The 17,889-nt window shown below is 41.1% G+C and carries 27 protein-coding genes; 9 read left to right on the top strand and 18 right to left on the bottom strand.

Going from position 1 to position 17,889, the window contains the following annotated elements; translation table 11 throughout:
• Window positions 1-203 precede the first annotated feature (203 nt).
• The 5 genes from ACE1TH_RS11850 (at window position 204) to ACE1TH_RS11870 (ending at window position 3,914) form a co-directional block, all read left to right on the top strand.
• Window positions 204-434, top strand: coding sequence for a hypothetical protein (locus tag ACE1TH_RS11850; protein WP_375079094.1), 231 nt, complete (start codon window positions 204-206; stop codon window positions 432-434).
• A gap of 197 nt (window positions 435-631) precedes the next feature.
• Window positions 632-1,420 carry a hypothetical protein gene (locus ACE1TH_RS11855; protein ID WP_375079095.1) on the top strand — a complete coding sequence of 263 codons (789 nt, stop codon included), beginning with the start codon at window positions 632-634 and terminating at the stop codon, window positions 1,418-1,420.
• A gap of 127 nt (window positions 1,421-1,547) precedes the next feature.
• Entirely contained in the window at window positions 1,548-2,906 is a 1,359-nt protein-coding gene (locus tag ACE1TH_RS11860; protein ID WP_375079096.1) for a PepSY-associated TM helix domain-containing protein, read from the top strand.
• Between the two features lie 12 nt (window positions 2,907-2,918).
• Window positions 2,919-3,377 carry a FixH family protein gene (locus ACE1TH_RS11865; protein ID WP_375079097.1) on the top strand — a complete coding sequence of 153 codons (459 nt, stop codon included), beginning with the start codon at window positions 2,919-2,921 and terminating at the stop codon, window positions 3,375-3,377.
• A gap of 267 nt (window positions 3,378-3,644) precedes the next feature.
• Entirely contained in the window at window positions 3,645-3,914 is a 270-nt protein-coding gene (locus ACE1TH_RS11870; protein WP_099303451.1) for a hypothetical protein, read from the top strand.
• Between the two features lie 54 nt (window positions 3,915-3,968).
• Here the strand turns inward: ACE1TH_RS11870 and ACE1TH_RS11875 are convergent, their stop codons facing one another.
• Both ACE1TH_RS11875 and ACE1TH_RS11880 read right to left on the bottom strand, forming a co-directional pair.
• Window positions 3,969-4,337: a hypothetical protein gene (locus tag ACE1TH_RS11875; protein WP_375079098.1), complete on the bottom strand. Its 369-nt coding sequence runs from the start codon at window positions 4,335-4,337 to the stop codon at window positions 3,969-3,971.
• A gap of 209 nt (window positions 4,338-4,546) precedes the next feature.
• Complete coding sequence (locus ACE1TH_RS11880) at window positions 4,547-4,744, bottom strand: hypothetical protein (protein ID WP_375079099.1); 198 nt, start codon at window positions 4,742-4,744, stop codon at window positions 4,547-4,549.
• 253 nt (window positions 4,745-4,997) lie between these two features.
• Between ACE1TH_RS11880 and ACE1TH_RS11885 the strand changes: the two genes are divergently transcribed.
• The gene (locus ACE1TH_RS11885) at window positions 4,998-5,198 is read left to right on the top strand and encodes a hypothetical protein (RefSeq protein ID WP_255224549.1); all 201 of its coding nucleotides are present in this window, start codon (window positions 4,998-5,000) and stop codon (window positions 5,196-5,198) included.
• 170 nt (window positions 5,199-5,368) lie between these two features.
• Here the strand turns inward: ACE1TH_RS11885 and ACE1TH_RS11890 are convergent, their stop codons facing one another.
• The 6 genes from ACE1TH_RS11890 to ACE1TH_RS11915 form a co-directional block, all read right to left on the bottom strand.
• Window positions 5,369-5,536: a hypothetical protein gene (locus ACE1TH_RS11890; RefSeq protein WP_255224548.1), complete on the bottom strand. Its 168-nt coding sequence runs from the start codon at window positions 5,534-5,536 to the stop codon at window positions 5,369-5,371.
• Between the two features lie 108 nt (window positions 5,537-5,644).
• On the bottom strand, window positions 5,645-6,052 hold the full coding sequence (locus ACE1TH_RS11895; RefSeq protein WP_375079100.1) for a GNAT family N-acetyltransferase: 408 nt from the start codon (window positions 6,050-6,052) through the stop codon (window positions 5,645-5,647).
• Between the two features lie 232 nt (window positions 6,053-6,284).
• Window positions 6,285-6,593 (bottom strand): PTS sugar transporter subunit IIB, encoded by a 309-nt coding sequence (locus tag ACE1TH_RS11900; RefSeq protein WP_255224546.1) that lies wholly within the window; start codon window positions 6,591-6,593, stop codon window positions 6,285-6,287.
• 3 nt (window positions 6,594-6,596) lie between these two features.
• Window positions 6,597-6,917, bottom strand: coding sequence for a PTS sugar transporter subunit IIA (locus tag ACE1TH_RS11905; RefSeq protein ID WP_255224545.1), 321 nt, complete (start codon window positions 6,915-6,917; stop codon window positions 6,597-6,599).
• A 15-nt stretch (window positions 6,918-6,932) separates the two neighbouring features.
• The gene (locus ACE1TH_RS11910) at window positions 6,933-8,213 is read right to left on the bottom strand and encodes a PTS sugar transporter subunit IIC (protein WP_375079101.1); all 1,281 of its coding nucleotides are present in this window, start codon (window positions 8,211-8,213) and stop codon (window positions 6,933-6,935) included.
• A 15-nt stretch (window positions 8,214-8,228) separates the two neighbouring features.
• Window positions 8,229-9,545, bottom strand: a complete 1,317-nt coding sequence (locus tag ACE1TH_RS11915) for a 6-phospho-beta-glucosidase (RefSeq protein WP_375079102.1) — start codon at window positions 9,543-9,545, stop codon at window positions 8,229-8,231.
• Window positions 9,546-9,765: 220 nt separating this feature from the next.
• Here ACE1TH_RS11915 and ACE1TH_RS11920 point away from each other — a divergent pair, with 220 nt between their 5' ends.
• Both ACE1TH_RS11920 and chbG read left to right on the top strand, forming a co-directional pair.
• Window positions 9,766-10,476, top strand: coding sequence for a GntR family transcriptional regulator (locus ACE1TH_RS11920; RefSeq protein ID WP_375079103.1), 711 nt, complete (start codon window positions 9,766-9,768; stop codon window positions 10,474-10,476).
• 13 nt (window positions 10,477-10,489) lie between these two features.
• Window positions 10,490-11,227, top strand: coding sequence for a chitin disaccharide deacetylase (gene chbG, locus ACE1TH_RS11925; RefSeq protein ID WP_375079104.1), 738 nt, complete (start codon window positions 10,490-10,492; stop codon window positions 11,225-11,227).
• An 8-nt stretch (window positions 11,228-11,235) separates the two neighbouring features.
• Here chbG and ACE1TH_RS11930 read toward each other — a convergent pair whose 3' ends face one another.
• From ACE1TH_RS11930 to ACE1TH_RS11940, 3 genes are read right to left on the bottom strand one after another with little or no spacing between them, the layout of a single operon-like run.
• Complete coding sequence (locus tag ACE1TH_RS11930) at window positions 11,236-11,520, bottom strand: hypothetical protein (RefSeq protein WP_255224540.1); 285 nt, start codon at window positions 11,518-11,520, stop codon at window positions 11,236-11,238.
• A 25-nt stretch (window positions 11,521-11,545) separates the two neighbouring features.
• A complete protein-coding gene (locus ACE1TH_RS11935; protein ID WP_375079105.1) occupies window positions 11,546-11,797 on the bottom strand; it encodes a hypothetical protein in 252 nt (83 codons plus the stop codon).
• A gap of 17 nt (window positions 11,798-11,814) precedes the next feature.
• The gene (locus ACE1TH_RS11940) at window positions 11,815-12,474 is read right to left on the bottom strand and encodes a hypothetical protein (protein ID WP_375079106.1); all 660 of its coding nucleotides are present in this window, start codon (window positions 12,472-12,474) and stop codon (window positions 11,815-11,817) included.
• Between the two features lie 338 nt (window positions 12,475-12,812).
• On the opposite strand from ACE1TH_RS11940, the gene ACE1TH_RS11945 reads away from it, so the two are divergent.
• Window positions 12,813-13,580 (top strand): hypothetical protein, encoded by a 768-nt coding sequence (locus ACE1TH_RS11945; protein WP_375079107.1) that lies wholly within the window; start codon window positions 12,813-12,815, stop codon window positions 13,578-13,580.
• Window positions 13,581-13,979: 399 nt separating this feature from the next.
• On the opposite strand, the gene ACE1TH_RS11950 is transcribed toward ACE1TH_RS11945, so the two are convergent.
• The 7 genes from ACE1TH_RS11950 to ACE1TH_RS11980 form a co-directional block, all read right to left on the bottom strand.
• Window positions 13,980-14,105 (bottom strand): hypothetical protein, encoded by a 126-nt coding sequence (locus ACE1TH_RS11950; RefSeq protein WP_375079108.1) that lies wholly within the window; start codon window positions 14,103-14,105, stop codon window positions 13,980-13,982.
• Between the two features lie 133 nt (window positions 14,106-14,238).
• Window positions 14,239-15,609: an acetamidase/formamidase family protein gene (locus ACE1TH_RS11955; RefSeq protein ID WP_255224536.1), complete on the bottom strand. Its 1,371-nt coding sequence runs from the start codon at window positions 15,607-15,609 to the stop codon at window positions 14,239-14,241.
• A gap of 149 nt (window positions 15,610-15,758) precedes the next feature.
• Window positions 15,759-16,214 carry a hypothetical protein gene (locus ACE1TH_RS11960; protein WP_099302841.1) on the bottom strand — a complete coding sequence of 152 codons (456 nt, stop codon included), beginning with the start codon at window positions 16,212-16,214 and terminating at the stop codon, window positions 15,759-15,761.
• Between the two features lie 166 nt (window positions 16,215-16,380).
• Window positions 16,381-16,545 (bottom strand): hypothetical protein, encoded by a 165-nt coding sequence (locus ACE1TH_RS11965; RefSeq protein ID WP_255224535.1) that lies wholly within the window; start codon window positions 16,543-16,545, stop codon window positions 16,381-16,383.
• Between the two features lie 75 nt (window positions 16,546-16,620).
• Window positions 16,621-16,821, bottom strand: a complete 201-nt coding sequence (locus ACE1TH_RS11970; RefSeq protein ID WP_255224534.1) for a hypothetical protein — start codon at window positions 16,819-16,821, stop codon at window positions 16,621-16,623.
• 68 nt (window positions 16,822-16,889) lie between these two features.
• A complete protein-coding gene (locus ACE1TH_RS11975; RefSeq protein ID WP_375079109.1) occupies window positions 16,890-17,255 on the bottom strand; it encodes a DUF2200 domain-containing protein in 366 nt (121 codons plus the stop codon).
• Window positions 17,242-17,880 (bottom strand): GNAT family N-acetyltransferase, encoded by a 639-nt coding sequence (locus tag ACE1TH_RS11980; RefSeq protein ID WP_375079110.1) that lies wholly within the window; start codon window positions 17,878-17,880, stop codon window positions 17,242-17,244. Before ACE1TH_RS11980 ends, ACE1TH_RS11975 begins: the two co-directional genes overlap by 14 nt.
• Window positions 17,881-17,889 lie beyond the last annotated feature (9 nt).

Raw genomic sequence — 17,889 nt, forward strand, 5'->3', positions numbered from 1 at the left:
CCTCCACTTCTAGATTCGTTTTTTTAAGGCTGTAGCAAGTTCGATGGAAATTCGATCTGCCTTGCCTCTACACTAGAAAGAGAAAACGTTTTGCGAAAAACAACATCGCACCTTCTTTTTTTAAGATTGAGTCGAAATACTCAGTTTTAAAAGGTCGATCGAAGGTATGAAGAAGGATAAATGAAGTTACTGGAGTGATTCCCTTGAATTCTTCCTTCCATCAAATACTTGCCACGATCGCTTTTCTTCTGTTCTGCATTGCGCTTATTTCGAAATCAACGGTCTTGCTATTCATAGCTGTCGGCTTGATGGTTTTTCCAATCGGAAGGCATCTCGCATTAAGAGTCCGGAATGGAGACATGGCAAACGTTTTATTGATTTTCGTTATCCTTGCGATTATTGGCTTTGTGGTCTATGAAGTATTTGACTTTTAAATCGCTTAAAGGAGTGTCATTGTGGCTGACAAGGAAACAAGCAAACGAAATGGGTATATTTACGTAGCAATTGGCGTTTTAATTGGAGGCATATTAACAGCGCTCTTTTCTTGATTAACGTTTGTCTCTTCCCTTCACAAACCACTTCAACCGTGTTACCGTTAGTCAGACTTAAAAATGTGAAAGGTGGCTTGTGCATGGTATCAGAGGCGATGCAAGAGGCGCAGCGAATACTGAGAAGAAATTGGCTAAAAGCGATATTATTTACGGGACTGAGCTATGTGCTTCTATTACTGTTCGGGCATCACTTTGCTCAAATACACTGGAACGATGGTTCTTTCTCGTTTAGCACGTTTACTGTATCAACAGGAATGGGGTTACTCGACATTTTGAACCCCGTTGGATCGTTTGTTTCAAGTATCATTGTGTTTGCAATTATTGATTTTATGTATGGATTAAAACATCGTGAAAAGCGCTTTTTTTCTGCTTATTTGTATGCGTTTAAGAACCCCCGCTTACTTTATAAAGGGTTGTTTATGACGATGATTACAATGGGTCTGACGTTTTTGGCGTTAATGCTGGTAAGCTTCTTTATGCTCTCATTGCTTATGGACGCTTCAACGCTTTTTGGCATTCTTTTATTAGGCGGATTGGCACTAACATTTACTTACCTTTACACTGGATTTGCGCACGGTATGTACATCTTGTATGAAAACCCGAAGCGGAGCTTTTTCTCGGTCATCTTTCATAGTTTCAAAATGATGCGCGGAAGTCGCTTTGCGTTTATTGGCTTTTTAATTTTATTTGCACTCATTCAAGCACTCGGTATGCTTGCACTCATGGTTGGTTTATTCGTTAGTTTAACGTTTTACCACGCTGCTAGAGTCGGATTTTACGAGAACGTGAAAGGCAGAAGCCCGATGCAAACCAATACCCAACGCGATTTTAAAAAAGCAATGAAAGAAATCGAACGCTCAAGCTCCTAAATGATTTAGGGAGCTTTTTTCTATTTCCCAACCTAACCACACAAATTTTTCACATTATTTAGATATCATTGCTGTATAGTTAGTTCAACTAACATTATATCATTATAATCGAAATGAGGAGTGACAGGTGAAAACAGGTACGTCTCGGTCGACAAAGCGCTACGGAACGGTTTGGCGGTGGCATTTCTACGCGGGTCTCATCATTGCACCGATTTTGCTTATGTTAGCAATTACGGGTGGGGTCTATTTGTTCAAAGGCAATATTGAAGCGGCGTTGTACAGCGATTATTACGATGTGACGCCTAATCCAAATGGCATTACAGTTGCGCCTAGTGTGTTAATTGCCAATGCCAATCAAGCCTACGAAAACATTGAAACCGTCACCTCATATTCCCCGAGTGACGATCCAACGTCGTCCGTTGGAATTGGGGCAACATTTCAAGATGGATCAACCGGTACAGTCTTTATGAATCCATATACTGGAGGTCATTTAGGCGTTCTTCTTGATCAAAACCGTATCATGGAACGGTTAATAGAGCTTCATGGGGAGTTGATGCTCGGGACATTTGGTGACCGCGTTGTCGAACTCGCCGCATCATGGACGCTTATCTTGATGGCAAGCGGGTTGTATTTATGGTGGCCGCGTCGTGCAAAACCGAAAGTATACGGCGTTTGGCTACCAAGAGTTCGCAAAAGCAAACGCGTCTTAGTTCGCGATTTACATGCGGTTCCTGCAGCATGGCTATCAATTGGCATTGCGTTCTTTGTTTTGACTGGTATGTTATGGACAGGGTTTTGGGGAAATGGGGTACAGCATCTAGCAACAAGTACGGGACAAGGTTATCCGCCCTCCATTTGGGTCGGTGATGCTCCTGAGTCATTAACGGAAGATGTGGCGGAGTCTGCATGGACAGCGCAAAAATTACCTGCACCTCTATCTGGTCATGCGCAAGGCTACGAACAAGTTTCCATTGATGATGTGGTCACAACTGGACTTCATCAGGATTTGCACCCAAGCTATACGGTTTATTTTCCAAGCAGTGAAACGGGGTCATTTACCCTGTCGGCTTTCCCTGATCAAGCTAAGGATGAAGCGACGATGTACATCGATCAGTATACAGGTGCCATCTTGGCTGATTATCGCTATGACGATTACGGGACAATTGGGAAATTAATGGCAACAGGCATAACCATTCATAAGGGGCTAGAATTCGGCTTGTTTAATCAACTGTTTGGACTTGTGATTTGCATTGGTTTAATCGGAATCATCGTGTCTGGGTTTATCATGTGGAGGCGTCGCAAACCAGACGGCCACCTCGGTGCACCGAAAGCCATTTCGATTCGTCAAAGTCGGATCTTAATCGTGATACTCGCTGTATTTGCGCTTATTTTTCCATTAGTAGCTCTCTCACTTGTGGTTGTTTTCTTGATTGATTTCTTTCTCATTCAAAAAATAGAGCGGCTGAAGACGTTCTTCCATGCATAGGAGGTCAATACCATGCGCTATCTCATTCTTGTAATGACACTCGCTCTCTTCTTGTCTGCTTGTTCAGTGAATAGCAATAATCATGAAGATTATACCGATTTTAAGGCGATTGAAGTCCGAGTAGAATTACCTGATTCGGTTTCAGAAGGAGGCCAACAGACCATCTTTGCCTATGTATCACAAGGTGGAGAAGATGTGTCAGATGCTGAACTCGTTCGCTTTGAAGTATGGTCAAACAATCATGAACAACATGAATACGTAACCGCAACACCTGAAGGAAATGGGGTTTATGCAGTCGACGTTGACTTCACACAAGAAGGGCTCTATTTCGCAAAAGCGCTCACGCAAGTAGGCGATTTATTTGCTATGCCGACGAAACGATTTGCGGTTGGAAAGCTTACGCCTGAAGAAGCAGAGCGTTTGATTAATGGGAATAATCAACCTTACACAAACGATCATTCTCATCATTGATAGACTACGATAAAAAGGTCTAGAATTGGCGAACGCTTTCCATGGGCACGGCCTCAGCCATTACGCTCAAAATCTGGCTTCATTGTCTTCGGACACGTGCTGTTCCCATAGGAGTCGTCGCCAATAAGGTCATACCTTTATCATGAATAGGAATTTAGACAATAGTTTCATGATTCTAGTCATAATTACTGGTTTCCCAATATACATTAGTGAGGGGTCAAAAGTACTGTTTATGAACAAGGGGGAGATCATTTGCCAAGTAGAGTCATGAAGTGGACATTCGGTGGATTAGAAGCGTTGCTAGGTATCCCGATTTTAGGAGGAGCCATCATCCTATCTCTGTATTGGGCACCACTTGCAATCATGCTGGTGTTACATATTATAGGCTTAGTTTTTGCAGCCAAAGAGGAACGTAGTAAAACCGGTCACATCTTAGGCATTCTCGCATCTGCTTTAGGATGGATTCCTGGCGTGGGCATGATTATGCACATTTTAGCGGCCATTTTCTTAATGATTGAAGCAGGAAAAAATAATTAATAACGTGTACATACGAGAGAGCGATGCCAGTTATGGGTCGCTCTTTGTGCTTCATCATCCCATTTTCGCCTCAAGCTTTTCTAGACGTTGTTCCATTGCAAGCTTCCAGGTTTCTACATCAAAAATCTTTTGATTCAATACAAGGTGGCCATGCTTGATTTGATCAATTCCAGCTATTTCCTCTCGTATAGCAGCCAATTCTTCTTCCTGTTTTGTAAAGCGGGTTTCAAAATTGTCAAAGCGTTCCTCTAGGTTATCGAATCGTTCTTCGAGTTGATCTAGGCGTTCTTCCACTTTTTCGACTTTAGACTCCAGGTTTGTTAATCTTAGGTCGAGCTTATCAATTTTTTCATTTAGTTCCGTACGCATCCCTTTAATATCGCCACTAATTCCGACTAAAATCTCTCTCAATTCTGTATCCATATGAAGCCTCCTTCTATACGTGTTTATGGTTCGGCCGTTTCTTTTGGTGACAGTATAACACACGTCATCCAAAACTCGTTACACTCATTTTACTAGCCTACATACCAATTCAATCCATTCTTCTCCTCCTTATTCTGACACTATTCGACTAAATCCTTTGTAAACCTTTTAGCAACTTGCTTAAGCAAAAAAAGCCGCTCAAGAGCGACTTACTTCTTTTCTTCTTCTCTCTTTTTATTCATAGGATCATCAAACGCACGTAGAAAATCTTTCACTACTAGCGTTAATAACCAAATCATCCCTACAATTAATAGAATAGCAGCAACATATTTGGCAAATTCAGCTAAGCTAGGGTTATACAGTCCATCCAGCTGAAGAACAATCACAAATCCGAACAGTATATACATCTGTGGGATTACGTAACGATTAATCCTACTCACTTCCTTCTCTGCAACTAATTTTTCACATTCTTTTTAATCATTATGGTTCATACTTTGTAAAATGAACAACTATTTTTTTTTTCTCACCAAACACCCATGTTACTTCACGCTTTTCTAATAAAAATGCTTCTTTTCTTATGAAACAAGCAGAGCGAGTTGCATAGACTAGTATAGAAAGCTTGCCAACAGGAAAGAATAGGACATCTAGAGGTGGTTATGAATGGCGGATGTTGCGCTATTATTTTCGATGCTTGTTGCTTTAGCATGTTTTGGTGCACCAATCGTAAAGACGTGGAAATATCTTGTTCGACAAATGCTTATTGGTTCCTTTATTCTTATCGCCCTTTTCACTTTCCTCTTTCTTTATGACTTGGTTGAAGGAAATCTTCTCACCCTTCATGCTCTGTTCACTTGGAATTAAGACCGTACTCGAGTACGGTCTTTTTGTCGTTCAAACAGAAAAAAAGCACATGCTTTAAAGCATATGCCTCCTCTCTGAATCTGAGCGTGCATTTGATTAGTGTTATCAATCACTTTGAGGAAGACCTCGCCGTTTTGATATGTAGGATAGGAAGACCCTATCCTGTAAAACTAATCTGTAAATGCATTTTCTGTTTCTTCATGAAGGATCGCTTCTAGGTGATCGATTTGATCATCAATCATGTTAGCAAAGCGCGCTTCATGATCGGTCATCTTTTTCCTCAACGATTTGAGGAAAGACAACTCCCGACGAAACAGTTCGCGCTCAAAGCGATTCATGATAGATATCCTCCCTCAAATTGTGATTGATACCTATATGTAATTGTTACCCTTGATGTTTCTTCTGAAAACGTCCGATGGCTACTTGGCAAGAACTACTAGCGTTCCCTACTCATACTTTCGGTACATCCCTTGTGACCGTGGCGCTGTATAGTTGAACGAAAACTTTTTATATAAATGATCAGCGTCTCCATCCGCAATCAAGCTAACATATGACCCTGGGTATGTATGACGGTCAAGGTATGTCGTAATTTCTTCCATAATGACTTTCCCTAACCCTTTGCCTTGGTAGCTTGGTTTCACCACAATATCGACCACTTGAAAAAAGGCGCCTCCATCACCGATCACGCGGCCCATCCCTATAAGCACATCTTGATCGTACAAACTAACCGCAAACAAGGAGTTTTTCAACCCCACTTCGGCAGCTTCTAATGACTTCCCGCTTATGCCGCCTTCAAGCCTTAACTCGTTATACGCCTTCGGGGTAGGTGGTTCAAATACTACTTTATAGTCCATGTTTCTATCCTCTGCTTTCTATTATTCCTCGTAAAGATCTTTTCCCTTTCCTTTACGGTCTTTTTGGCTAAATCCAACCGCTAGACAACAAAAAACACTTGCAACAAGCAATAGAATCGTTTCCACTAAGATTTCCTCCTCAAAAGTCGTTTCTTCTATTATACCCTTAAACTGTCGAAATAGTAGAACAGAAAAAGAGTACAGGTATTCGCCTATACTCTTCCCCTTCTTTTCACATCACATCTGCTAAATTCATAGCTTGGTTTAGAACATTTTCACCCTTCATCATGCCATAATCCATTTGATTAATGAGATCCACTTTGATGCCGTGTGGCTCTGCTTGTTTTGTCACTTGCGCTTGCATATAACGTACTTGCGGACCAATTAAAATGACATCAGTTTTCTCCAAATAATCTTCTAAGTGTGAAGCAGAAACCGCATCAATCTGGCATGTTACGCCTTTTGATTCTGCTGCTTCTCTCATTTTTGAGACAAGCATACTTGTTGACATGCCCGCTGAACAAACTAATAAAATATTCATTTGCTACACTCCTTTTGGTAAACGTTGATAGAGTTCGACCATTTCAACAGCCATTTCTTTCACTGTCATTGACGTCATTAAGTGATCTTGCGCATGAATGAGCAGGATGGAAGGTGTAACCCCATTCCCTTGTGCTTCTTGTTGCAGTAATTCCGTCTGACCATGGTGAGCTGTGACAAACGCTGCATCTGCTTCTTTTAGTTTTTCCGCCGCTTGTTCAAAAGCGCCAGTCTTTGCTGCTTGAATCGCTTCCATCGCAAAGGAGCGAGCATTGCCTGAATGGAGAATAAGTGTAAATGAGATTTCTTCAAGGGTTTTTGTCATAACCGCACTCCTTATCTATGTGTTTTCCTTTTCGATCTTTTCTTGTGCACGCTCCGATATTTTTATAAATGGAATATAAATGAGCGTGGCCAGCGCTAAGTTAAAGAGCTGCAAAATGACACCTGACCAGTGACCTGACACAAGAAACCCACTGATAATTGGTGGTGTTGTCCACGGAATTGCGACTGCTGTCTTTGCCACAAACCCTAACGAGATCGCAAAATACGAAATAATCGTTAAGAGAATTGGTGATAAAAGAAACGGAATGAACAACGATGCGTTTAACACGATTGGCACCCCGAACATGATCGGCTCATTAATGTTAAACGCCGCACCCGGCGCTCCTAATTTTCCGACTGTGCGATAATGAGACGTTTTGGCAACGATAAAAATTGCGGCAATTAACGCAAGAGTTGTTCCTGAACCGCCCATAAAGACGTACGCATCAAAGAATGCTTTTGTAACAATTGCTAATTCATCTCCAAAAATACTCGCTCCAGCTTGAACAAGCTCCGTATTTGTTACACTTGCTGTTAAGTATACACCTTCCATAATCGGCGACATGATATTCGTTCCATGAAGTCCAAAGAACCAGAGAAAATGATTAAGAAACACAACGATTAAAGCCGCAGGTAACGAATTTGATAAACTTAATAATGGTGTTTGAATCCACTGGAATACCAGTTCATGCACACTCGTATTCATGACGAGCGCCATAAACATTTGGAACAAACTTAGTCCGATTAATATGAGTAAAAACGGAATTAAAGACCGAAATGATTTTGTTACCCCTTCAGGAACACCTTGAGGCATTTTAATTGTGAAGCGAGAGTTCACTAAGACACGGAATAATTCCGTAATAATGATCGCATTAAATAGTGCAACGAATAACCCTTGCGAACCAGTCCATGCGAGAGATAAGCCCCAATCTTCTGTAAAAGGGGACAACATCACAAAGGTTGAAACAGATAAAATAGCAGCTGCTAATCCATCCACCGCATACGAACGAGCAAGATGATAGGAAATCGACATGGTGACTAAGAGAGCAAGTATCGCGTACGAGGCGTCCCAAATATTTCCGCCAAACATGGTGAAGTTTTCACCAAAAATACCCATCATAAACCCTTGATAGCCTTCAATCGAAGGCAGTGGAAAATTGTTAAGTAAAATAGCAAACGAACCAATAATAATTAACGGAATGACACTAACAAACCCATCACGAATGGCAACAAGGTGGCGCTGTGCACCAATTCTGCCTGCAACTGGAATGACGTGCTTTTCTAACCAATGCATCATAAAAATTCCCCCTTTTTATGCTTGTTGATAAAATTGTGGCAAATCTTCTTTATGTGCTTCGAGTAAATCCTCCATTAAATCGTGCGCAAGCGCTTCTTCTCGGACGAGCGGATTAATAAGTAAGGCTTGATACAAACGTTCACGGTCCCCTTTTATAGCGGCTTCAATAACGAGCTCTTCTACATTTTTCATTAATTGAATGATGCCTCGGATGGAGAGCGGTAGTGCCCCAATTGAAATCGGCCTTGGTCCGCTGGCACCTATGAGCGCATTTGTTTCAATGACCACTTCATCAGGTAGATCGGATATCGTGCCATTATTTTGTACATTGACCGTCTGTACATCGCCTGTATTGTTATAAATACTTGTCATGACATTACAAGCGGCATCGCTATAAAATGCACCTCCTCGCTGTTCAAGCTCGGTTGGCTTTTCTTCTAAATCCTTATTCTCATACTTTTTAAATAACTCTGCTTCTACTTGTTGCACGACTTCTGCTCGCGTCCCATTTTCCCAGTACGCTTTCAAATTCTTTTCGAGCATGTCTGCGCCTTTAAAGTAATAGCTATGATATGGATTTGGTAACATCATAAAAGCTGATAAGAAAGTAGATGACCAGCCTTCCGATACAATATTTGCTGGCGCGTATTGATTGGTTGGGTCTTTCAACCGTTCTACCACAGTTGCCGTACGATCGACACCTTTTACAAGCACACGACGTCCAAATACAAAGTGATTCAAGCCAACAAATTCAATTTCGATATCTTCTACATTACATTGAAGGATTTCCGCTACACCTGTGCGCATATTAAATGGAATGTTACAGACACCAATGATCCGCTTATGTTTGCCATATTTCAATAGCGCCTCTGTTACCATTCCAGCAGGGTTAGTGAAATTGATTAACCATGCGTCCGGGCATAACTCTTGCATATCTTTAGAAATCTCTAATAAAACAGGTATCGTACGTAATGCTTTGAAGATTCCTCCCGCTCCATTTGTTTCTTGACCGAGCGCTCCATAAGACAGCGGAATGCGTTCATCTTTTTCTCGTGCTTTTAATCCCCCTACTCGTATTTGACTTGTGACAAAGTTAGCTCCTCTTAACGCTCGTCGGCGCTCAAGAGTGGATGTAATGACGATTGGCTTATTCGCCTTTTGAACCATTCGTGTAGCAAGCCCCGCAATAATTTGTAGCTTTTCTTTCCCTTTCTCAATATCGACTAAAGCAATCTCCCTGACCGGGAACTGATCATAACGATCAATAATGCCTTCAATGATCTCTGGCGTATAGCTTGATCCCCCACCAATAATGACTAGTTTTAACGTCATTGAGACCCCTCCTCCACTTCCATTCTATTTGTAGGAATAACCATATAAATGAAATCGCTTTCTTGTTACAAATTTAATTTATCATAACAAATTTAGAAAGTACAGCTTTATTTGTAATAACAATTTTAATTTATTCTTTCATTTTCGTCATTACCTTTGTATGATATCTTCACATCGTTTATGCTACAATATAGACACTGAACATGAAGGGGTTATGCCTATGTCTTCTATGCACCAGCAAATAAAAGAAAGTATTATTACTAAAATTGAAGCGAATGAATATGCCCCACAATCACAACTGCCGACTGAGGCGGAATTTTGTGAAACGTATGGCGTTAGTCGTACAACGATACGAACAGCTCTTCAACAACTAACCCAAGAAGGCTATGTCGTACGGCGTCAAGGGCAAGGTACATTTGTTGCTGAACCTAAGATTCGGACTAATTTGTCGCAAACGATTACTTCATTCTCTGAACAAGTAACATCTCAAGGAAAAAAACCGTTTATTAAAGTGTTGTCATTACAAGTTGTACCTGCTGACGAGGCATTGTCTCACCTTTTAAAAACAGACGCCAATGCCCCCATTCAAAAAATTACACGGTTGCGCTATGTCGACGAAAAACCACTTCAATATGAGATTGCTTATGTTCCTTGGTCAATTGCCCCTGGATTAACAGCAGATCAGTGTTCTTCTTCTCTTTATTCATCTTTGCGAGCGCATTTTGACATACGCATCGCTCGAACAGAAGAACACATTCAACTTCATGCCATGGATACAACCGTTGCCACTTATCTTGAATCGGAAGAGCAGACACCTTGCTTTTATCTAGAAACCCTCGCTTATTTGGAAGATGGGACTGTCGCTGAGCACTCACAAACGTACTTTCACGGGGAACGAGCAAGCTTTCAAATTGAGCGACATTATCATTAAGGGGGAGAAAATCATGCCAATTGTGGTGTTTAATGCAGATGATTTCGGTTTATCAAAAGGCGTTAATTACGGGATTTTGGATAGTCATTTATACGGTGTTGTTGCTTCTACAACGATGCTTGTGAATATGCCCGCAACAGAACATGCTGTTGCGTTAGCGAAACAGCATCCTTCTTTACAAGTTGGCATCCACCTTGCTTTAACGATTGGCGCACCTGTTTCAAGTGAGGTTCCTTCTCTTGTCGATCATTCAGGGCAATTCCGTAAGCTTCAAGCACAGAGAAATGAAGCAATTATTAATCCAGACGATGTATTGCGCGAATGGTCCCTGCAAATTGAGACCTTCTTACGTTACGGGTTAAAGCCGAGTCATTTAGATAGTCATCACCATATTCATCGTTGGGCTCACCTCCGAACCGTCATTGAAGAATTAAGTAAAACCTACCAACTTCCATGGCGTCATTCTTTTGAACAAATGCCTGAAGGAGCAGCCTTTTATACCGAGTCTTTTGATGATCGCTTTTACAAAAATGGCGTGAGCAATCAAGGCATTGATCAGATTCTAGCTGACCATACTGACGTACATTCACTCGAGATTATGTGCCATCCAGCTTATGGTGATGAACCGCTACAACAGACTTCTTCTTATGTAGAAGATCGCGTCAAAGAAACCGAGATCCTAATGCACTATTCATTACCGAGCGGCTGGACGCTACCTGCACAAAAAAAAGACACACCCTCAACTTCATAGGGTGTGTTTTACTCATCTGAAGGCGTTCGCTCTCGCATCATAAGGGTAAAAAATACTACCCACAGCACAATAATGAAGATCGTGACTACGATCGCCAAATAATAGAAGAAAGCAATCTCGATAGGTTCTTCTCTATTCAGAACCACAGTCCAAATAACCGGAATGGCTGTGATTGAGACGCACGATCCAATAAACTTAATCGCATACGGCTCCACTTTCCCCTTTAGAAACTCATGTAGAAAAAGATTTAATACACTAATCATTACAACATATAAAGGAAACAACATCGTCATAGTTAATCACTCCGATTCTCGGTTATTACGAAGCTTCGGTCGTCGCTCCTTTTTTTCTGCGCCATTCAACAAGTCCAGCCCCAACTAGACCCATAACAATTGGTATAAGTGAACCGAAGTGAAAAGAGAAGCCTTCATTTCCAGCATGGAAAGAGGACTCTAGCATCAACCATTCAATCGAGAACAACGCTCCCATTCCGTATAACAAAATTGTCACCCCGATAAACGTTAACAGCACAAGCATAAAACTAGATTTTTTCCTATTCTTCTTTTGCACATTTGCCTCCCCCTTCTTCACTCATCCCAATAACTCGTTTCCATGTCAATGAGCCAATGATTTTTTAACGTCAGTGCCCGTTCCATGGCCGCGAAAACACTTAATATTATAAGAGTAGTGTTTAGCCAATTAGGAAGCGTAACTGGGGATTGGAATGTGCCTATATGCTCCGCTACCCATGGAATTTGTGTCAATCCTTCAAGTAATTGTGGCAATCCTAAAAAAATAGAAAGGAGTAAGATCGCAATGGCACATGCGCCAATCGATGCGCTTATTAAAGGGAACCGCTGATCAAAACGTAATCGCAACCCTTCTGCTGACCGCTTATCTGGCTGAAGTTGCCTTGCTCCGTCCCTTGTCACATAGTCCATTCGACTTATCCCATAATCAGACGTGGCTACTTCAATAACGCCACCAGGAACAGGGAAGGTGGCAGGGAGAGAAGATGTGGCTATATGTGTTCCATCACGGTACAACTCTGTCGTTTCATCTTCACTAAAGAAGTGGACATTCACCGCATAAACATGTGCTTCCTCGTTCTTCTCAATCAGCTTCATATAAAAAATTGATCGAGTGAGTGGTTGCCAAAAACGAAATGGTTTGAGTTGATGCCCATCTCCTTCTTTTACCTTATTTATCTTTCTATTCCTTTTCCACCGTCGATATGATCGAAACATAGGGAGGCTCCTTTTTACACTAAACTGTTCATCTCATTTCTACATACGAACGTCCGTCATAGAGGTTTCATTTCCCTAATCAAAAAACGCCCGGCATCAGCATGCCGAGCGTTCAATTTAAAGCGCTTGATTTCTTAGTCGTGCTTGATCCTGACTACCATCTAATCAAATTGACGGAACATCGATTTTTTTCGATAAAACGCAATTACGAGCCGATTAAACTCCTTTTACCTCCTCAACAAAGAATTTAGTTTCTTTTCGATAAATTGAAAGAAAAATCAAATTAAATGATTAATTAATAATATTTGGGGTATATGTAAAATTAAGGAAGCGATTATGTGAAAAAGTCAAATGCTACTAAGCTTATTTTTGCTGGTACTCTTGTTGTAGGATTGGGTTTGTATCCTAGTAAATCAGAAGGAAAGGAAGATTTAAAAAGCGTCACCGAAACAATATACATTGAAAGTGTATATGCTCTTCCGGGTACTATAGCTCCTAACGTATACAATGAAACAAACGGTTTAATTGAAACTAATGAGTTAACAAAAGAGGAATATTACAAAAAAAGAGACAGTATCAATACTCAAAACGATAATGATAGAACAGAAACTTCTTTAAGAGCTATGAGTACAACCCTTTCAGAAAACAATGATGGTTCTTATTCAATAAGACAACAAATTAATTGGAATTCACAACCATCTAATCGAAATGAAGATATAATTGGTGTTGGGGTTGATAATTTAGCAGTAACAAGAGGGTCGGAATCAGGTTCTCAACAGTGGATAGATGCACTTGGTAACACCGGTTCTGAACAATATGGAGAATCTGCTAATTGGGACCGAAGTGGACAAGGGTACGGTTATTCATTTAATTTATTACCTACAGGTAACCGCGGAATTACAGAAGTCGTTCATTTTTTGAGCTTTGATGCAGAATTGAATAATAGCTCCGCGTTGAATGTCTCTGCTTATGGACAGTATGCTCACTTACAAGAAAGCCTTAGTGTAACACCTTCATTCAGTCTTTCTGGAGCATCTTTTTCAGTAAGTACAGTCGCAGATTGGGAGTACCACCCGAATACACATGCATCTCTAAGTGTAAATTAAAAAGATTCCTCTTTAACTCCTCAACTAGTTAAAGAGGAATCTTTTTTGATTCATTTTTCTAAATTCTTCTTATTTTTCATCCAGTATATAACTCCAATTATACCTAGAAGAATAAATATGTACGATAAGTAATAAAAAAATGATTGTGATGTCCTAACATGAAGTGTTTGCACGGAAATTGCTAGTAATATAATACCTGAAAGTAGATACATTTTGCTTAGAATTAATATTTTCATTATTTAGCCACTCCTATATATATTTTTAAACAGTACCCTCACATATAGTTCACTCAAACATCCCCTCAGCCTTGATGCTCCTATCATCTAATCGAATTGACTGTACATCGATATTTTTCTGTACAACGCAATTACGGTTCGATTATCTTTTTTCCACTCTTCTTTACAAAGCATAGGAATTTGATATTGCTTCTCCAGGGCAGACATTTGAAGTGTTTTTGTAGTGTTTTGAATCACTTGAATGGAGAATGGTTTCGTATTGCTCGTTGTAGTATGTTAATGATTTCATTCAATTTTCTCCTTCAGGTTTTCCTTTTGTTGCTGCCAGTCTCGCTTAATGCGATAAATCGTATCTCTTGAGAGATCGGTGTCTCGACGAATGTCCATGACCGCCCCCTAAATCAAGCTTTTTTATCACTTCATCATAGACCAGCTTCGCTTTTCCCTTTGCTTTGTCTTCTTCTTTTCCACAACACACCACTCAAACCAATGATGCTCAACAGAAGCCCGCTTACGATCCATGTGGCTTGGTTAGCAGAGGTGTCAGGTAACACGCCACCTGTATCTTCTTCTTTCGCTAAAGCTGGTTCACTTTCTTTATTTCTTTCAAAATCAGCTTTCCGAATCTTTCCGTTAATGCCCTTCGTTCGATCGACGACTTGTGACACTTCATAATCTGTTGCCGCACTTAAGTAAGCCAAAGCATTTGCTCGGTCCATCCCATATTGGTGCTCGAGAAGGGAGATCGATTGGCGCGTCGCATCTCTCATCGCTTCATTTAGATCTTCATCCAATCCGATTGGCAACCAATAGTCATCTGTTTCTCCGACAGGGTGTGTGAAGGCATTTGCGTCACCAGGAATCGCCGGGTCACCGTCCTTTAATAGCGTTAAACGAAACGTCACGCGTAACGATCCTTCCAGTGCACTTAACGCCACTTCACCATCCCCTTGAGCAAAGTGTGGGTCACCTGTATAGAACATTCCGCCGTCCACTTCAATCGGCAAATAAAGTGCAGAGCCCTCACCTAAATCGTTGATATCAATATTCCCCCCAGTATGTGTCGGTGGAACACTATCGACTCGTTCCGTCGTATCCGTTGCAACACCCATCATGCCCATAAACGGTTCAAGTGGGAAGAAAACGTCTTCTCCAGGAATTTCACCATACCAGTCCCCATCTCGCTCTGTAATTGGAGTGAAAACCGAGACATTGTTATATAATTCTGGATTTTCAGCACTTGCACCTTCTTCAGGTCCTTCATTTTCAGGAAATTCTCCAGGTAGTGCACCTCGATCGTGACGATTGGAGATGACTCCGTATGGCACCCGAGGTGTTAAGGTCAACGTTTCCACTTTTAACACATCACCTGGTTCTGCCCCTTCAATCTCAACAGGTCCTGTTACAACATGTGGACCTTGTTCACCAAAAATATTTTCCATATTAGATGCAGCAATGTCAATCGCATCTGTTAAGACTTCGTCCGACTCAACACCGTATTGGCCAAAATATGTAACAGGATCGCGCCCTTGATCGTCTAAAATGCCTTCTGCTGAAACCGTATCAAACGTAACCGTTTCCCCTGATTTCATTTTCAAGACTGGCGAGCTTGTTCGGTTTGGAAGCTCTCCCCACCGAACATTCTCAAGGGTGGATGGAACATAATGCTGCCCCTCCGCTTTTTCACCATCGATCGTATTTAATGGAAAAGCCTCCTCTTTCGCTTGAACGCTTTGTGTCGCTAACAACGTGCATACGCCTACCCCAATTGCCATACGATACCGCTTTTTCATTTTCCACACTCCCCAATACTCATCTTTGTTTCTAATTAGCTTAACAAAAACAGAATTGCCGCAACGACATGTGGGTAGATCTTCTCACACGATTTTTTAACACTATGCAAAAAACGTGAAGCCGTATGTACGACCTCACGTTAGCGCTATTATTCATCATAGTCCCAATCAAAATCACCCGTTTCAATGGCTTCCAACAAGAAGTTTGTGCCATTCACATGAAAACGAGACTCGCCATAAGCAAACGTCACATCACTCACAATAATTGTCGGTGCGGTATAAACGGAATGCTCAGTCGTTTCAATTTCCAAATGGTAGTTAACAGTCGGTGCACGATCATTTGAAACAAGCTCTGTCTCATTTCCTTGTTCAAAAAGCGCCATAATCTCGTCGCGGTCCTCGAGCACAACTTCTCTTCTCGATGAATCGGATCGTTCATTGGACTCTTGGACAATTTGTAATGACGTAATCTCGCCGAACTCGTCTTCATAATTCGCCATTTCGTCCTCTATGGTGGTTTGGGAAGGGATAAAGTTTATTAATACAACAGCTGCTATACTGACAAGTAAAAGTGCAATGACAATGTAGATGATTTTTCTACCCACTTTTACATCGCCTCCTTTTTTTGACACGTCAATCGCATCATCTCTCTTACTACACTAGCATAGCAGGAAATGATCTTCGGACAAAATCGAATGCCCAAAATCCATTCTTTTTTCACATTTTATGTTACGAACAACTTAAAAAAGCTTTCCCCTTTATTGAAAAGCTTCAGCGATATTGGGAGGGGCTTCGAATTCCTACGATTAAGACCATTGCAATAAGTACACTCGGTATGAGCACAACCGGCACATGCACGCCCGTCACAAAGCCATAAATGAGAACACCTATTGAAAACAGCAAGAAGATGATCCCTATTATGCGTTGGACATTCATACAGAACAACTCTCCTTCATTTGTTTTGTTTCAAATACCCTCACTTTCCATATTTAAACAAATAAAAGGTGATGTTCATTCTTTTCGAGGCCATCGCTTTATCCCTTCTGTACCAATGACACTCCCTACCATCCCTGCCACAACGCTAGCTGTCACGACTTTGACTGTGAAGTAAATGCCTGTTCCTGCCACCATATCCAGCAAAAGAAATCGTTTTAATTTGGTTACTTTAATCGTATAGAATACAAATTTATGATTCCCTTTTTTCATCTGCATCGTCCGTCCATTCTTTTTTCTAGAAGTATGTCGTGAACAGATTGTCTCATGACGAAAAAAGCACCTATCTAAGTAGATGGTGCTTCTTTACGTAATATTTTTTCCATCGTCTTCCCTTTTGCAAGCTCGTCAATCAGTTTATCGAGGTAACGAATTTCTTGCATTGTTGGTTCTTCAATTTCTTCCACCCGCACGCCACAAATCACTCCTTTAATCATAGAACGAGCCGTGTTTAATTGTGGTGCATCTGCAAAAAATGTTTCAAAATCGGTTTTTTGATCAATCTGTTCCTGTAGAGACTCATCACTGTATCCGGTTAGCCACTGGATAATTTGATCAACTTCCGCTTGTGTTCGCCCTTTGCGCTCTGCTTTTTTCACATAGAGTGGGTAGACGTCAGCAAACGGCATCGTGTAAATTTTATGCTTCGCCATGTTGAATCTCTCCTTTACTCAAAGGCTTCATCATTCGATACAAGCTTAATGGCCCTCGAGCAATATGTCCAACCGGACGATACCCAATTCGCTCGTACAGTTGTCTCGCTTTTGGATTATCCTCACGTACGGTTAATGAAATTTTTGAAAAAGACGCTTCTCTTGCTAAGGCTTCTGCTTTTTGCAGAAGTTGCTTGCCGATACCAAGCCCTCTGCTTTCAGGCAACAGAGCAATAGACCCGACGTGAAACTCATCCTTCTTTCCTTCTTCCATCGTCAACAACGCATAAATGGAACGAGGATGCTTTAGCGCATATGAAACCATCGCCATTCCCCGAATCTGTAGAATTTGTTTGGCAGTAGGAATCGCTAATTTATCCATAACAGGTACTGGATAACACGTCATCATTCCTAACGTCTTCTTGCCCATTTTTGCTTCATACGCAAATTCATGGCTAAAGCGATTGTTCTTTCCTTGCCACAATGCAACCATCGTATTTTCTATCACCGTTTTGTCGCTTGATCCCGTCATGATTTCGACCATATCGCCAACAGCCATACTGTTTAACGTTGCCCCGACCGTTGATGCAGCCGACGCTTTTTCAATCACAATTTCTTGATTCATCAAAACACC

The organism is Shouchella sp. JSM 1781072, assembly GCF_041949915.1.
GTDB lineage: Bacteria > Bacillota > Bacilli > Bacillales > Bacillaceae_D > Shouchella.

Bases quoted from the DNA above. Each gene is read 5' to 3' on its own strand.
- ACE1TH_RS11855 (WP_375079095.1), top strand. From the start codon at position 632: ATGGTATCAGAGGCGATGCAAGAGGCGCAGCGAATACTGAGAAGAAAT.
- ACE1TH_RS11865 (WP_375079097.1), top strand. From the start codon at position 2,919: ATGCGCTATCTCATTCTTGTAATGACACTCGCTCTCTTCTTGTCTGCT.
- ACE1TH_RS11870 (WP_099303451.1), top strand. From the start codon at position 3,645: ATGAAGTGGACATTCGGTGGATTAGAAGCGTTGCTAGGTATCCCGATT.
- ACE1TH_RS11875 (WP_375079098.1), bottom strand. From the start codon at position 4,337: ATGGATACAGAATTGAGAGAGATTTTAGTCGGAATTAGTGGCGATATT.
- ACE1TH_RS11880 (WP_375079099.1), bottom strand. From the start codon at position 4,744: ATGTATATACTGTTCGGATTTGTGATTGTTCTTCAGCTGGATGGACTG.
- ACE1TH_RS11885 (WP_255224549.1), top strand. From the start codon at position 4,998: ATGGCGGATGTTGCGCTATTATTTTCGATGCTTGTTGCTTTAGCATGT.
- ACE1TH_RS11890 (WP_255224548.1), bottom strand. From the start codon at position 5,536: ATGAATCGCTTTGAGCGCGAACTGTTTCGTCGGGAGTTGTCTTTCCTC.
- ACE1TH_RS11895 (WP_375079100.1), bottom strand. From the start codon at position 6,052: ATGGACTATAAAGTAGTATTTGAACCACCTACCCCGAAGGCGTATAAC.
- ACE1TH_RS11900 (WP_255224546.1), bottom strand. From the start codon at position 6,593: ATGAATATTTTATTAGTTTGTTCAGCGGGCATGTCAACAAGTATGCTT.
- ACE1TH_RS11905 (WP_255224545.1), bottom strand. From the start codon at position 6,917: ATGACAAAAACCCTTGAAGAAATCTCATTTACACTTATTCTCCATTCA.
- ACE1TH_RS11910 (WP_375079101.1), bottom strand. From the start codon at position 8,213: ATGATGCATTGGTTAGAAAAGCACGTCATTCCAGTTGCAGGCAGAATT.
- ACE1TH_RS11915 (WP_375079102.1), bottom strand. From the start codon at position 9,545: ATGACGTTAAAACTAGTCATTATTGGTGGGGGATCAAGCTATACGCCA.
- ACE1TH_RS11920 (WP_375079103.1), top strand. From the start codon at position 9,766: ATGTCTTCTATGCACCAGCAAATAAAAGAAAGTATTATTACTAAAATT.
- chbG (WP_375079104.1), top strand. From the start codon at position 10,490: ATGCCAATTGTGGTGTTTAATGCAGATGATTTCGGTTTATCAAAAGGC.
- ACE1TH_RS11930 (WP_255224540.1), bottom strand. From the start codon at position 11,520: ATGACGATGTTGTTTCCTTTATATGTTGTAATGATTAGTGTATTAAAT.
- ACE1TH_RS11940 (WP_375079106.1), bottom strand. From the start codon at position 12,474: ATGTTTCGATCATATCGACGGTGGAAAAGGAATAGAAAGATAAATAAG.
- ACE1TH_RS11950 (WP_375079108.1), bottom strand. From the start codon at position 14,105: ATGAAATCATTAACATACTACAACGAGCAATACGAAACCATTCTCCAT.
- ACE1TH_RS11955 (WP_255224536.1), bottom strand. From the start codon at position 15,609: ATGAAAAAGCGGTATCGTATGGCAATTGGGGTAGGCGTATGCACGTTG.
- ACE1TH_RS11965 (WP_255224535.1), bottom strand. From the start codon at position 16,545: ATGAATGTCCAACGCATAATAGGGATCATCTTCTTGCTGTTTTCAATA.
- ACE1TH_RS11970 (WP_255224534.1), bottom strand. From the start codon at position 16,821: ATGCAGATGAAAAAAGGGAATCATAAATTTGTATTCTATACGATTAAA.
- ACE1TH_RS11975 (WP_375079109.1), bottom strand. From the start codon at position 17,255: ATGGCGAAGCATAAAATTTACACGATGCCGTTTGCTGACGTCTACCCA.
- ACE1TH_RS11980 (WP_375079110.1), bottom strand. From the start codon at position 17,880: ATGAATCAAGAAATTGTGATTGAAAAAGCGTCGGCTGCATCAACGGTC.